Origin of the sequence: Streptomyces sp. NPDC057638, assembly GCF_042800315.1 — a bacterium.
Classification (GTDB): Bacteria; Actinomycetota; Actinomycetes; order Streptomycetales; family Streptomycetaceae; genus Streptomyces.
Genome location: NZ_JBHVHF010000219.1, coordinates 1 through 14126 on the forward strand (window position 1 = coordinate 1; position 14126 = coordinate 14126).

Genomic DNA, 14126 nt, shown 5'->3' on the forward strand with positions numbered 1-14126 from the left:
GCCCGGGTCCGCTCACGCGGATCCGGGCCCCCGGGGTGGAGGGCCGCCCCAGGGGGACCGGGGGGCCCGTCCATGGCGATGGCCTGATGTGTGTCCGTCCTCGCCGCCATGGACTCATGCGCCGTGATCGCGCCCATCGGTCACGATCGCGTTCTCGTACCTCGTGAGAGATCGTTCGCGTACGCCGTACCGCTCTCGTACCTCGTACCGCTCTCGTACCTCGCGGGACATCGTCCTCGTACCTCGCGGGACATCGCTCTCGTACCCGATCGGGTGCGCCGTGGGCGCGCTACTCCGTCGCGATGGCGTTCAGGACGTTCATCCGGCCCGCCCGGAAGGCCGGTATCAGCGCCGCCAGCAGGCCGACCACGGCCGCGCCCACGAACACGCCCCCGATCGTCGGCCACGGGATGTCCAGGACCTTCATCCCCTCCAGCGCCAGCAGCTTCTGCGAGACCACGCCCCAGCCGAGGCCGAGCCCCAGGCCCAGCAGCGCGCCGAAGAGCGCGATCACCACCGACTCCAGCCGGATCATGCGCCGCAGCTGCCGCCGGGAGAGGCCGATGGCCCGCAGCAGACCGATCTCCCGGGTGCGCTCGACCACCGAGAGGGCGAGCGTGTTGATCACACCGAGGACGGCGACGATGATCGCGAGGCCCAGCAGCCCGTAGATGATGTTGAGCAGCTGGCTGATCTGGTCCTGGAGCAGTTCCTTGTAGTCGGTCTGGTCCCGGACCGAGTACTGCGGGTAGGGCTCCAGCGCCTTCTTGAGCGCCTGGTGGGCCTCCTTCTCCTGGCCGTCCTCGGCGGCGGCGAAGAGCATCGTGTTCTGCGGCAGCTTGTCGGCCGGGAGGTGGCGCTCGGCGGTCGCGGTGCTGATGTACTTGGAGCCCCGGTCGAGCGCGGCCTCGTCGCTGGTGATCGCGGCGACCTTCAGCCTGACGGTCTCGCCGCCCCGGAAGGCGACGGTGAGGGTGTCCCCGAGCTTGACCCCGTCGGCCTTGGCGTACTCCTCGCCGACGGACATCCGGCCGGGCTTGTAGGCGTCGGTCAGCTTCCCGGCGACGACCTCCCGGCGCAGATCGGTGGCGTAGCCGGGGTCGGCGGCGGTGAGGGACTCCTTGGTGATGTCGCCGTTCGGCGCGGTCAGGGTGGCGTCGACGAGCTTGTACTGGTTGACCTTGGCGACGCCGGGGGTGTTCACGACGGCCTGGTGGGCCTGCGGCACGATCGGCTGGCCGTTGCCGGAGGCGATGATGAAGTCCGTACCGACGGACTTGTCCAGTTCCTCGGTGGCGGAGGCCACCATGGAGGAGCCCACCACGGACAGACAGGCCACCAGGGCGAGCCCGATCATCAGCGCGGCGCCGGTGGCGCCGGTGCGGCGCGGGTTGCGCAGCGCGTTGCGCTCGGCCATCCGGCCGACGGGGCCGAAGAAGCGCAGGATCACGGCGCTGATGACGCGGACGACGACCCCGGCGAGCACCGGGCCGACGACGACGAAGCCGAGCAGGGTCAGCACCACACCGGCGCCGAGGAGCAGCGAGCCGTCGGCGGCCTTCTCGGCCCCGGCGGCGGCGACGAGGGCGGCGGCGCCCGCGCCGGTCAGCAGGGTGCCGACGAGGGCGCGGATCCGTCCGGCGCGGACATCGGCGGGGGTCCCCGCGTCCCGCAGCGCGGCCATCGGGGAGATGGTGCCCGCCCGGCGCGCCGGGACATAGGCGGCGACGACGGTGACCACGACCCCGAGGACCAGTCCGATGGCGGGGGTGGTCCACTTCACCGTCAGATCGTCGGTGGAGAGGTTCATCCCCATCATGCCCATCAGCTCCATCAGGCCGATGGCGAGCCCGACGCCCGCGCCGACCCCGGCGATGGAACCGACGGCGCCCAGCAGCAGCGCCTCGACCAGCACCGAGCGGTTGACCTGCTGGCGGCTGGAGCCGATGGCCCGCATCAGCCCGATCTCCCGGGTGCGCTGGGCGACCAGCATGGAGAAGGTGTTGACGATGAGGAAGATGCCCACCAGGAAGGCGATCCCGGCGAAGCCGAGCATCGCGTACTTCATCACGTTGAGGAACTCGCCGACCTCCTCGCGGCCCTCGTCGGCGGACTCCTTCGCGGTCTGGACGCTGTAGGTGGTGCCGAGGGCAGCCAGGACGTCCTTCTTGAGCCGGTCATGGCTGACGCCGTCGTCGGCGGTGGCGATGATCTGGCTGTAGAGCCCCTCCTTGCCGAGCAGGCCGCGCTGGGCGGTGGGGGTGTCGAAGTAGACGAGGGTCGCGCCGGGGTTGGTGACCTTGAAGGAGGCGATACCGGCGATCGTGGCGGTGACATCGCCGGTGACGGCGATGGTGCGGATCCGGTCGCCGAGGCCGAGCTTGTGCTTCTTGGCGGTGTCGGCGTCGAGCATCACCTCGGTGGGGCCGCGCGGGGCCCGGCCGGAGGTGATCTCCATGGTCTTCTCGTCGGACGCGCTCCAGTTGCCCGCGATGGTGGGGGCGCCGGTGGCGGCGCCGATGTTCTTGTTGTCGCCGTTGACGACGGTGACGCTGGCGGAGACGACCACGCCCTCGGCGGACCGGGTGCCGGGCACCGCCGCGACCGTGTCCACCAGGGAGGCGGGCATCGCGGGCGGCTTGCCGGTGCCGGGGGTGGCGTCCTCCTTCGCCTCCTTGGGGGCGACGGTGATGTCGGAGGAGGTGACGGCGAACAGCTTGTCGAACGTGGTGTTCATGGTGTCGGTGAACACCAGGGTTCCCGACACGAACGCGACCGACAGCAGCACCGCCACCGCCGAGAGGGCCATCCGCCCCTTGTGCGCGAGGAAGTTGCGCAGGGAGGTCTTGAAGACGGTCACGAGGTACGCCCCCGAGCGTCGAAGTCCTTCATCCGGTCCAGCACGGCCTCGGCGGTGGGACGGAACATCTCGTCCACGATCCGGCCGTCGGCGAGGTAGAGGACACGGTCCGCGTAGGAGGCGGCGACGGGGTCATGGGTGACCATCACCATCGTCTGGCCCAGGTCGTCCACCGAGCTCCGCAGGAAGCCGAGGACCTCGGCCCCGGCGCGTGAGTCCAGGTTCCCGGTCGGCTCGTCCCCGAAGATGATCTCCGGCTGGGCGGCCAGGGCGCGGGCGACGGCCACACGCTGCTGCTGGCCGCCGGAGAGCTGGGTGGGCCGGTGCTTGAGCCGCTCGGCCAGCCCGACGGTCTCCACCACCCGGTTGAGCCAGGCGGCGTCCGGCTTACGGCCCGCGATGTCCATGGGCAGGGTGATGTTCTCCAGCGCGTTGAGCGTCGGCAGCAGGTTGAACGCCTGGAAGATAAAGCCGATCCGGTCCCGGCGCAGCTGGGTCAGACGCTTGTCCTTGAGCCCGGTGATCTCGGTGTCGTCGAGGTAGATCTGGCCCGAGGTGACGGTGTCGAGACCGGCGAGGCAGTGCATCAGGGTCGACTTGCCGGAGCCGGACGGCCCCATGATGGCGGTGAACTGGCCCCGGGCGATGTCGACGTCGACATGGTCGAGCGCGACGACCCGGGTCTCCCCCGCTCCGTACGCCTTGACGATCTGGCGCCCGCGTGCGGCGACGGCCGACCGTCCTCCGGTGCCCCCATGGCGGGGAATGGTCACAGCCGTGGTCACTGTCAGTCTCCTCTGTCCTGTCTGGCCGTCCGTCCACGGCGGCGACGCCGTGGAGACGTGATGACGAGTCTGCTCGCCGGGCGGCGTCCGCGCGCTGGGGCCGGGCGCAGTTCTCAACCGGGGGTTTTCCCCACCCCCCGGCGGTACGAGGGGTTCCGATCCGTGGGGCGCGGGGCTCGGTCCGTGGTGCGCGAGGCTCGGTCCGTGGGGCGCGGGGTTCTGTCCGTGGTGCGCGGGGCCCCGTACCCGGCCGCGCGGACCGGGTACGGGCGTTCCCCGCCCCCCTGGCGGTGCCCACGCCCCCCGTGGTCGTGCCCCGCCCAACTCACCGTAGAGATCCGGCCATCCACCCGCCTCGTCCCCCGGGACGAACCGGCCCCCGCTCCCAGCCGGGGGCAGCCCCTAAGGGATCGCGCCCCCTCCGTCAGGGGCACGCGTCCACTCTCAGCCCTCCCACTGCGTCAACCTCAAGTGAGAGGGTGTCCCCGAATAAGTAGGTGCAGGGGGAAAGGAACTGACCCGTGGCCACCGAGCCCCCGAAGCCACCCCTCACACCCCCCGGCCCGACGCCCTCGGGGGCCGCGAACGGCGCGGTCGCCACCCAGCGCCGGGGCACGGTCGTCGCGGCGCTGATGATGGGCATGGCGCTGGTGGCGCTCGACAGCACCATCGTCTCCACCGCCGTGCCGCAGATCGTCGGCGACCTCGGCGGCTTCGCCGTCTTCTCCTGGCTCTTCTCCGGCTATCTGCTCGCGAGCACGGTCACGCTCCCCGTGTACGGAAAGCTGTCGGACACCTTCGGCCGCAAACCCGTCCTGGTCGCGGGCGTCATCGTCTTCCTGGCGGGCTCGCTGCTGTGCGCCACCGCCTGGGACATGACCTCCCTGATCGCCTTCCGGATCGTCCAGGGCCTGGGCGGCGGCGCGCTCCAGGGCACGGTCCAGACGATCGCCGCCGACCTCTACCCGCTGCGGGAGCGGCCGAGGATACAGGCGCGGCTCTCCACGGTCTGGGCGGTCTCGGCGGTCGCCGGACCGTCGGTGGGCGGGCTCCTCGCCCGGTACGCCGACTGGCGCTGGATCTTCCTGATCAATCTGCCGGTGGGGCTGCTGGCGCTGTGGCTGGTCGTCCGCCATCTGCACGAACCGGACCGTACGGGGGCGGGATCGCCCGATCCGGAGGGCGGCGCGGCACGGCGCGCCGTACGCGTCGACTGGCCCGGCGCGCTCGCGGTCTTCGCGGCGGGCTCCGCGCTGCTCATCGCCCTCGTCCAGGGCGGGGTCGCCTGGCCCTGGCTCTCCCCGCCGTCCCTCGCGCTGCTGGGCGCGGGCACACTCCTGGTCGCCGTCACCGTCGTCGTGGAACGGCGGGCCGCCGAACCGATACTCCCCGGCTGGGTCTGGCGCCGCCGCCCGATCGCCGCCGTCAATCTCGCGCTCGGCGCGCTCGGGCTGCTGATGATCGCGCCCACCGTCTTCCTGCCGACCTACGCCCAGTCCGTGCTCGGCCTCGGCCCGACCGCCGCCGGGTTCGTGCTGTCGGTGATGACGCTGAGCTGGCCGGTGAGCGCGGCACTCTCCAACCGGGTCTACCGCCGGATCGGCTTCCGCGACACCGCGATCATCGGCATCTCCGCCGCCGCGCTGGTGCTGGCCGCCTTCCCGCTGCTGCCCCACCCGGGCGCCGCCTGGCAGCCCGCGCTGCTGATGCTGCTGCTCGGTGCGGCGCTCGGCCTCTTCCAGCTCCCGCTGATCGTCGGGGTGCAGGCGACGGTGGGCTGGGCCGAGCGCGGTACGGCGACCGCGTCGATCCTCTTCTACCGCCAGATCGGCCAGTGCGTGGGCGCCGCCGTCTTCGGCGCCGTCGCCAACGCCGTCATCACCGACCGGCTCGGCCCGGCGGGCGATCTGGACTCGGTGGCACGGTCCCTGGCGGACCCGGCCGCGCTGACCGCCGGATCGGCCGACGCGCTGCGCCGCGCGGTGGACACGGCGGTCGACCATGTCTACGCGGGCGCGGCGGTGGCGGCGGTCCTCGCCTTGCTGGTGCTGGTCTTCCTGGCGCCGCGCCGCTTCCCGGTCATCGCCGAGGCGACCGAGCCATCCGCCGAGGCGCCGTCGGCGGCTCGGCGGGCGGAGTGAGCGGCGCGGCCCCCTCCGGGACGCGACCCGCCGCTTCCCGGGGGCGCTCACCACGCCCGTCACGCTCGTCACACCCGTACGGCGGCCCGCTCACACCCGTACCGTCCAGCACTCCCGCCCTGTCCAGCGCTCCCGTACCGTCCGGCACTCCTCTACGGCGCCGACTCCGGAACGCAGCACCGGCAGCCACCACCGGCACCCGGCGTCAGCGCCGCTCTCAGCCCTCCGCCGCCGCGCGGCCCGTGAGGGTCGCGAGGCTGCTGCGGATATGGGCCATATGGGCGTTCATCTCCTCCCGGGCCTCCTCGTGCTCCCGCAGCAGGCGTTCGGTCTCCCGGCCGGTGCGCTCCTCGGCCACCCGCGCCTGGGCCAGCAGCTCGGCGGCCTGGGCCTCCGCGTCCTCCTGCTGGTGGCGGGCGTGCTCCTCGGCCTCCGCGAAGGCGCGCCGGGCCTCGGCGAGCAGGGTCTCGGCCCGGTCGGTGAGTTCGGCGTGCCGGGTCTCCTGGGCGGCGAGCCGGTCGGCGATATCCCGCCCGAGCGTGTCCCAGCGCTCGGACTGCGCGGACTCCAGCTCCGCAAGGATCGTCTCGGCGCGGTGGCGGGTGTCCTGCCAGTCGGCCAGCGCGGCGGAACGCCGGTCCTCGGCGGCGGCACGGGCCTCGGCCAGGAGTTCCCCGGCGGCGCCGCGGGCCTCGGCGACGGTCGCCTCGGCCTCGGCCTCGGCCGCCGCCCGGGTCTCCTCGGCCGCCGTCCGCGCCTCGTCGTGGAGCTTGGTCCCCTCGGCCCCGGCCTCCTCGACCGCCGTCCGCGCGTCGGTGCGCGCGGTGAGCCGCACCTCCTCGGTCTCCTCCTCGGTGAGGGCGAGCAGATACTGGGCGCGGCGGCTCATCGTCTCGAACGTCTGCGGAGCGAGTGACTCCACCGCCGCGCGGAGGCGGGCGGCCTCGGCCTCCATCTCCTTGGCGAGCACGGTCAGCCGTGCGGCGCGCTCCCAGGCGTCATCCCGGTCCCGGGAGAGCTCGGTGACATGGGCGTCGGTCTCGGCGACGCGGTAGCCACGGCGCACGACGGCGAAGCCGTGGGGTGACACCGATGCAGCAGCACTCATCCTTCAAGCCCCTTCCGACCCACTACGACACATGACGCGATGGTGTGCATATCCTCCCGGATTACCGCGAAGAGCCCACAACGCGACACTCCCGGGTCCATCCGGTCCAGGATGCGCCATACGGGGCGCACGTCGAAACCGGGCGTCCCATCCGTCCCGACGGATCGAACGCCCGGCCGACCGAGACGCTATCGAGGGCTATGCCCGTGATGTACGGATAAGGGGGGCCTGGTGGCTCAGAGCAGCCCGTCCCACATCTGCTCCAGCAGCACCGCCCACCAGTTCTCCGGGGACGAGAGCGCCCTCGGGTCCAGCGCGGCGAGCTGCTCCTGGAAGTCGACCGTCCAGCGGCCCGCCTGCTCCGGGTTGAGCCCGTAGCGCAGCCGCCACATCCGGCCGAGCAGCGCCAGACAGCGGACGAACTCCGGCAGCCCGCTGTTGACGAACTGCGGCACCGCCGAACGCGTCCCCGGCGTGGCCTCCACCGGCACCGCCACGATATGCGCGGTGCCGTACTGGACACAGACCGCCCGCCCGAAGTCGCTGCCGATCACCAGGTACGAGCTGGCGTCCAGCGCCGTCGGCACCTGCCGCTGCGCGGCCAGCTCCGCCAGCGTCGGCACCACCGGCTGGGCGGGCTGCACCCAGAAGAACGGGTTGAAGTCGCCCGGCAGCCCCGCCCACACCAGGGTCGCGGCGACCAGCTCGGGGACCCCCTGCCGGGAGACCGCCCGCTGGTCGAACCGGTACACCGCCTGCGGCCCGAACGCCGCCACCAGCTCGTGCGCCACCTGCTGCGGCGCGGCGGGCGGCGCGGGCACCACCCGGGGCAGCGGGGCGCGCACCGGCGCGGGCCGCGCGGGACCGTCCGCCACCTGGTGCAGCTCACCCTGATGAGTGAGGAGCTGACGCATGCCGTCCTGGCGCCCGGAGTGATCCGTACCGTACGGGGCGATATGGGTGATCCGCGCCTGCGGCCAGCTCTCCCGGATCATCCGGGCGCAGTAGCCACCGGCGACCCGGCAGGACTCCAGCTCGGTATGGAGCTCCAGCACCTGCCCCGGCGGCACGTTGAGCGCCCGCAGCTCATGCAGGATCTGCCACTCCGGATGCGGCGTCCCGGGCGCCGAACGCCGGATGATCTGCGCCTCCGTCCCGTCGTGCGCCCGGTAGCGCAGCACCGCCTGGTAGCCGGGCCCGACGGTCGGCACCCCGTGGTGATGGCGCGGATACCCGTACGCGGAGGCCGGGCCGGGCACGGAGAACGGCGGCGGCCCGGGTACGGAGAACGGCGCCCCGGGCGGGCCGGGCGGCCCCGGCGGTGGCGGCACGACCGGGGACACCCCGCCTCCCGGTGGCGGCCCGCCCACCACGGTCGCCGCGCGATGGACCCCGCTGGGCGGAGTCGGCGGCGCGGCCGGAACCGGCGGGCTGAGCCGGGTGGGCATATACCCGGGGGCGACCGTGGGCGGCGGTGGCGGCGTCCGGGGTGTCTGGGGTGTCTGGGGCGTCTGGGGATTCACCCCGGGCGCCTCCCCGGGCCGAGCGAGCGGCGGCAGCGGCACACCGGGCCGGCCGACGGGCGGCGGCGGGGTGGGCGGCGCGACCGGGGCGGGGGGCGGCGGGGTGGGCGCGTCGGAGGCACCGCCAGGCGCGGCGGCGGCGACGGCCTGACCAGCGGGCGGGGTGGACGCGCCGGAAGCGCCGACGGGCGGAGTGGACACGTCGGGAGCACTGACGGGCGCGGCGGAAGCGGCGGGGAGACCGGCGGACGGCGCAGACGCACCAGCGGGCACAGCCGAAGCCACGGCCTGACCAGCGGCCACAGTGGGCGCATCGGAAGCACCGCCCGACACGGCCGAAACATCAGGAAGCCCAGCGGACGGCGCAGACGCACCAGCGGGCACAGCCGAAGCCACGGCCTGACCAGCGGCCACAGTGGGCGCATCGGAAGCACCGCCCGGCGACACCGTCGGGGCCGGTGGGCCCGGCGGGACGTCGACGATCGTCGGTGCGACCGGCTCGGCGGCGGGCGGCGGCACCGGGACCCCGGCGGCGGGTGTCGGGAACACGGATCCGACGACCGTGACCGCCTCCCCGCCCCCGGCCTCACTCCCGGTCGTGCTCACGGCCCCGCTCTCGTCCCCGTCCTCACCCGGCGGCAGGGGTGCCGGGCCGGTCGCCGCCCCGTCGACCACCACGGTGATGTCCTCCGCCCCGGTGGAGGGCGTCGGAACGATCAGGGTCGGCGAGGGCGGCGGGGCGCCGGGCTCGGTCGACCCAGCCGACGGAATAGCGGCCTCCGGCTTCATCTCAGGCTCCGGCTCCGGCTTCATCTCCGGCTCCGCGCCGGAGTCGGCCCGGGGCGCCGGTACGGTCACCGTGGGCGGCTCGGGCACACGCGGCGCGGCCGGAAGGGTGACGGCCGTCGACGAGGTATCCGTACCGCCGCCGACCTCACCGGAGTCGGCGCAGTCGGCGCAGTCGGCGGAAGCGTCAGACCCGGGAGCACCATGAGTACCCCGCGTGTCAAGGGAACCAGGCGAACCAGGCGAACCGGGTGCTTCGACCGGCACGGCGGCGGTCTCCGACTCCGGCCCGGTCCCCGAACCCCGCCCCGACTCGGGCTCGGCCCCCGGCCCCGGCCCCGGCCCCGGCCCCGACTCGGGCTCGGCCTCCGGCCCCGGCTCGGTCTCCGACGCAGACCCCAGCTCCGGCCCCGACGCAGACCCGGGCGCCGTCCCCGCCTCCGGCTCAGGGCCCGGCTCCGGCTTCTCCGCCGCGTCCGCCGCGCCCTGCCGGTCCGCCTCGTCCTGGAGCCACTGCGGCGGACTCAGCAGGAACGACGTCTGGTGCAGATCGATCCGCTTCGGCGGGGAACCGGCCCCGCCCATCGCGCCCGGGTCGATCCGGGCGCCGTACTCCTCCTCGTACCGGCGGATGACCTCGCCCACCGGCAGCGCGGGCCAGAGCGTGGCCTCGCCGCTGTCGCGGGCGATGACCATCCGCTGGCGCCCGCCGCCGGTACGGCCGCCGTCCTCGCGGTCCTCGGCCCAGACCACGAACCCGAGTCCGAACTCCCGTACCCGCACCTCGCGCTGCTGGTACAGCGGCACATCGCCGTTCACCCACTCTTCCGCGCGCTCCTGCGCCTGCGCGAAGGTCACCATCGGAGCGTCACCCCTCGTCCGAGAGCGGGACGGCACGGGCGAAGCCGCCGTCCACCATCAGGTTCGCCACGGTCTCCAGCTCCGGGGGGTCGCCCGCGAGCCGCTGGAGGAAGTCGTCGAAGTCCCGGCCACAGGGCAGCAGCAGCCGTTCCACCCGCTCCTGGACGGACCAGCCGTCGCGGTCCCGGGCGTCGTCGTAGGCGCAGAACCAGACCGAGCCGATCCCCTCGCCCTTGACCTTCACGGCCAGGATCCCGCCCTGGACGAAGGCGACCCCGAGATAGTCCTTGGTCAGATGGTCCCGCAGACACTTGTTGACATAGACGAGGTCGTTGACGGCGGCCTCGTCCCGCACGGTGAGGAACGGCTGGTCGAAGAGGAGCCCGAGTTCGGCGTCGAGCGCGGCCCGGACCGGGGCGCAGCCGCCCGCCGCCTTCAGGAAGGAGCGGTAGGCGCCGGGCAGCCGGTAGCCGAGGTCCTCCTCGGCGTTGAGGAGTTGCTCCTCGCTGACCGACAGCACGCCCTTCGGCAGCCCGAAGTGGGCGGGCCGGGTCTCCTGGAGCGGGCGGGTGCCGCGCTTGGACTGGTCGGCGGCGGAGGTGGCGATACCGCCGTGGTGCCGCAACAGCGCCTTGACCTCGACGGGAACGAGTTCGAGCCGCCGCGAGCGGGGCACGTGGTGCCAGGTCCAGCCGTGCGGGGTGGCCACCGGCGGGGTGGTGTCCCAGAGGTCATGACCGGCGGCGTGCAGGGCGGCGTTGGCCGATACGTAGTCGGTGAGCCGCAGTTCGTCGACGCCGAAGGCGGGCGGGGGCTCGGCGATCTCGGCGGCGGCGCGGGCGTACGGCGAGAAGTCCGGGTAGCCATCGGCGTCCACCCGTACACCCCGGGGGTGACGGGCACGGCGCACAGGGTCCGGGAAGTTCACGATCTGACCCGCGTAGGCCGCGTTCGGCGGTGGCACGACGGTCCCCGCGGTCGCCGCCCCCGCGGCTCCCTGGCCCCGGGTGCCGACGGGCTCCTGTAGCCCGTGCCGACCTGTGGTCATGGCGTTCTGCCCCCTGCTGGCTGCTGGCTGTCCGGGACAGCCTAAGCGGTGGCGCACGGGCGGGTGGTGCGCCTCCACCGGCTCTCCGCCACGGTCACGAAGTGTCACAATGGGGTGACTCAACACCAATGACCCGACACGTTTCAGTGACCCCGCTTCCCTGCACTGCGCCGCATTTGGCAGGCTGTTCGGGCAACTCGGGGGAGTGCACGGGAGGGACACAGCGCCATGCACACAGCGCGACCGAACACCACGGGGACCACCGGGGATCCCCGGCTCAGCTGGAGCGGCGTGGAGGATCTGCGTCCGCCGGTACTGAGCCACCGCAGGGACGGCATCCTGCCCGCCGTCGCCGCGGCCCTGTCCGTACGGGGGGAGACACTGACCTCCACCGCCGGACGGTCCGACCGGGCACCCGTGCTGCACCCGCTCGTCCAGGACTTCCTGGACACGCTCACCAGCGCCCAGCGGGAGCGGTTCACCGGGCGCTGCTCCGAGGCGATCCTGCTCTCACGCCATCTCGCGACGACCGACGGCAGGCGCTCCAAACGGGCCCGGCGCAAACCGCTCACCTACAGCGAGGCGAAACGCGCGCTGAGACAGGCGAAGGTGACGGCCCGCCGGATCCGCGAGGCCGGGGACCCCCTGCACGGCACGTACGCGCCACCGTGCCGCTCCTGCGCCGCGATGCTTGATCATTTCGGGGTGAGAGCAGTGGACCCGACCGCACCCGAGAACGGCTGAACCCGCCCCCATGTCCGAAAACGTCAACTCCACCCGGTTCCCGGCGCCCGTCGACACCGCACTGCGGACGGCGGGCTGGCAACCCGGCCGCTGGGACATCCAGTCGGCGGAACGCTGGGCGGACACCCTGCGGGCATACGCCTCGCCGGGCGGCCATCTCCACGCGATCTTCCCGGCGGCGGTGGAGGCCTGGGCGGAGTTCGGCGGTCTGCGGATCGCCGCGCCGGGCCCCGGCCGCCAGACCGCGCCCCCTCTCGTCCGCCTGGACCCCATAGCGGGGATCCACCTCGCGCGCACCCTCGCGGATCTGGGGCGGGCGCTGGGGACGGAGGTCGCTCCGCTGGGGGCGGAGGGGGAGGACCAGGCGGTGCTGGCGATCGACGCGGAGGGGCGGGTGTACAGCGTGGACCACACCGGGGACTGGTATCTGGGCCCGTCCATCGACCACGCCCTGACCTCCCTCCTCCTCGGCCTCCCCGCCCACCGCCTCACCACCCCCTGACCCCGCCCACCCGTGTGGGCACACCCACGAGGTCGACCTCCGTCGCGGATACGACGTCGCCCCCGCGCCGGACAGGCGGGTCCCACCCGCTTGTGGGAACCCGTGCCCACACACAGGAGCGCGGGCGCAGGGGCAGGGGGCTCGGGGCTGGCGGGCCCGTCAGGGGGTTCGCTGGTGGGGGAGGACGGCGGAGACGCGGAAGCCGCCCGCGTCCGTGGGGCCCGACACGAACACGCCCCCCAGCGCCTGCACCCGCTCCCTCATCCCGACCAGCCCGTTCCCGCCACTGGGCAGCCCCACGTCCGCGCCCGCCCCGCTGGCCCCCGGTACCCCGTTCTCCACCTGCATCGCCACTTCGGCGTCGCGGTGTGCGAGCCGGACGGTGACGCTGGCGCCCACCGCGTGCTTGTGCACGTTGGTGAGGGCTTCCTGGACCACCCGGTACGCGGTCTGTTCGACTTCGGGCGCGTACTCCCGTACCTCGCCGTGGACGGAGAGTTCCACGACCATTCCGGCCTGCCGGGACTGTCCGACGAGGTCTTCGACGTCGGCGAGGGACGGTCCGGCCTCGGCGGCGGCCGCGGCGGCAGCGGCGGCGGCGGCTCCGACGGCCGCGAGGGGGACGGCGGCGCTGTCGCCGGAGCGGGTGTCGGTGAGGCGGGGTGCGGTGTGCTGGTCGTCGCCCGCCCGCAGCACGCCGAGCATCTCGCGGAGTTCGGTGAGGGCCTGGCGGCCCATGTCGCCGACGAGCGCGGCGTTCTTGACGGCCTTCTGCGGGTCCTTGAGGGCGACGGCCTGGAGCGCGGCGGCGTGGACGACCATGAGGCTCACCCGGTGGGCGACGACGTCGTGCATCTCGCGGGCGATCCTGGTGCGCTCTTCCTGGCGGGCGAGCTGGGCACCCTGTTCGGCGCGGTCGGCGAGGAGGTCGAGTTCCTGTTCGAGGCTGTCGGCGCGTTCGCGCAGGGACTCCATCAGCCGGCGCCGGGCGCCTATGTAGAGGCCGAAGAGGACCGGCGGCATGGTCAGTCCGACCGCCATGAATCCGGCCATGGCGGGCACGTACCACTGACTGGCGGTGTCTCCGACGTCCTGCTGGATCCGGATCAGGGAGACGATCAGGGTGGCGGTCAGCGACATCCCGGCGAGGAGGGCCACGATCCGGCGCGGCACCTCGCTGGCGGCGAGGGAGTAGAGGCCGACGATGGTGAGGAGGATGCCGACCTCGGCGGGGGTGACGGCGATCGAGACGAGGACCACGGCGACGGGCCAGCGCCGCCGCAGCACCAGCGCCGACCCCACGAGCAGTCCGAAGACCACCCCGAGGGGTATCGCGAATCCGACTTCCCCGGCGAAGACCGCGCCTTCGACCGCGCTCTCGACGGCGGAGATCAGCGCGAGCCCCACGTCCAGCGCGACGCTCCGCCGCCGTCCCCACCACAGCCAGGTACGGGCGGTCGTGCCCGTGCCGTCCTGGTGTGCCCCCGTTGTGGTCATGGCTCCCAGCCTACGGGCGCGGGTGGGTGATTTTCCCAGGACTTAGGGCCCGTACGGCGCGGCGGACGAGGGGGCCGGGGCCGTCGCACAGATGGCGTTCGGTACGGCATAGTAGGGGGCGCCGCGTGAGCGATGGCTCACTCAGACGGGCCGACGCGGGCGATCCATCCCAGGTCGTCTAATGGCAGGACAAATGGTTTTGGTCCATTGAATGAGGGTTCGATTCCTTCCCTGGGAGCCTCCGAGGGCCCCGGCTCCCACCGAGCCGGGG

At 73.4% G+C, this 14126-nt stretch carries 9 protein-coding genes and 1 tRNA gene; 4 read left to right on the forward strand and 6 right to left on the reverse strand.

The window, feature by feature from the left end; all coding sequences use genetic code 11:
* Positions 1-289: 289 nt before the first annotated feature.
* Entirely contained in the window at positions 290-2860 is a 2571-nt protein-coding gene (locus tag ACFVIM_RS25020) for an ABC transporter permease (RefSeq protein ID WP_384305322.1), read from the reverse strand.
* Positions 2857-3645 (reverse strand): ABC transporter ATP-binding protein, encoded by a 789-nt coding sequence (locus ACFVIM_RS25025; protein WP_384305324.1) that lies wholly within the window; start codon positions 3643-3645, stop codon positions 2857-2859. Before ACFVIM_RS25025 ends, ACFVIM_RS25020 begins: the two co-directional genes overlap by 4 nt.
* A 632-nt stretch (positions 3646-4277) precedes the next feature.
* Between ACFVIM_RS25025 and ACFVIM_RS25030 the strand changes: the two genes are divergently transcribed.
* Entirely contained in the window at positions 4278-5786 is a 1509-nt protein-coding gene (locus ACFVIM_RS25030) for an MFS transporter (RefSeq protein ID WP_384305342.1), read from the forward strand.
* A gap of 217 nt (positions 5787-6003) precedes the next feature.
* Here the strand turns inward: ACFVIM_RS25030 and ACFVIM_RS25035 are convergent, their stop codons facing one another.
* The 3 genes from ACFVIM_RS25035 to ACFVIM_RS25045 form a co-directional block, all read right to left on the reverse strand.
* Entirely contained in the window at positions 6004-6894 is an 891-nt protein-coding gene (locus ACFVIM_RS25035; protein ID WP_384305326.1) for a cellulose-binding protein, read from the reverse strand.
* A 236-nt stretch (positions 6895-7130) separates the two neighbouring features.
* Entirely contained in the window at positions 7131-10064 is a 2934-nt protein-coding gene (locus tag ACFVIM_RS25040; RefSeq protein ID WP_384305328.1) for an SUKH-4 family immunity protein, read from the reverse strand.
* A 7-nt stretch (positions 10065-10071) separates the two neighbouring features.
* The gene (locus ACFVIM_RS25045) at positions 10072-11112 is read right to left on the reverse strand and encodes an SMI1/KNR4 family protein (RefSeq protein ID WP_384305331.1); all 1041 of its coding nucleotides are present in this window, start codon (positions 11110-11112) and stop codon (positions 10072-10074) included.
* Between the two features lie 228 nt (positions 11113-11340).
* Between ACFVIM_RS25045 and ACFVIM_RS25050 the strand changes: the two genes are divergently transcribed.
* Positions 11341-11856 carry a YwqJ-related putative deaminase gene (locus ACFVIM_RS25050; RefSeq protein WP_384305333.1) on the forward strand — a complete coding sequence of 172 codons (516 nt, stop codon included), beginning with the start codon at positions 11341-11343 and terminating at the stop codon, positions 11854-11856.
* Positions 11857-11866: 10 nt separating this feature from the next.
* The gene (locus ACFVIM_RS25055) at positions 11867-12358 is read left to right on the forward strand and encodes an SUKH-3 domain-containing protein (RefSeq protein WP_384305336.1); all 492 of its coding nucleotides are present in this window, start codon (positions 11867-11869) and stop codon (positions 12356-12358) included.
* A 159-nt stretch (positions 12359-12517) separates the two neighbouring features.
* On the opposite strand, the gene ACFVIM_RS25060 is transcribed toward ACFVIM_RS25055, so the two are convergent.
* Positions 12518-13855: a sensor histidine kinase gene (locus ACFVIM_RS25060; RefSeq protein WP_384305339.1), complete on the reverse strand. Its 1338-nt coding sequence runs from the start codon at positions 13853-13855 to the stop codon at positions 12518-12520.
* A gap of 167 nt (positions 13856-14022) precedes the next feature.
* Between ACFVIM_RS25060 and ACFVIM_RS25065 the strand changes: the two genes are divergently transcribed.
* Positions 14023-14093 (forward strand) — tRNA-Gln (locus ACFVIM_RS25065).
* Positions 14094-14126 lie beyond the last annotated feature (33 nt).

Bases quoted from the DNA above. Each gene is read 5' to 3' on its own strand.
- ACFVIM_RS25030 (WP_384305342.1), top strand. From the start codon at position 4,278: ATGATGGGCATGGCGCTGGTGGCGCTCGACAGCACCATCGTCTCCACC.
- ACFVIM_RS25035 (WP_384305326.1), bottom strand. From the start codon at position 6,894: ATGAGTGCTGCTGCATCGGTGTCACCCCACGGCTTCGCCGTCGTGCGC.
- ACFVIM_RS25040 (WP_384305328.1), bottom strand. From the start codon at position 10,064: ATGGTGACCTTCGCGCAGGCGCAGGAGCGCGCGGAAGAGTGGGTGAAC.
- ACFVIM_RS25045 (WP_384305331.1), bottom strand. From the start codon at position 11,112: ATGACCACAGGTCGGCACGGGCTACAGGAGCCCGTCGGCACCCGGGGC.
- ACFVIM_RS25050 (WP_384305333.1), top strand. From the start codon at position 11,341: ATGCACACAGCGCGACCGAACACCACGGGGACCACCGGGGATCCCCGG.
- ACFVIM_RS25055 (WP_384305336.1), top strand. From the start codon at position 11,867: ATGTCCGAAAACGTCAACTCCACCCGGTTCCCGGCGCCCGTCGACACC.
- ACFVIM_RS25060 (WP_384305339.1), bottom strand. From the start codon at position 13,855: ATGACCACAACGGGGGCACACCAGGACGGCACGGGCACGACCGCCCGT.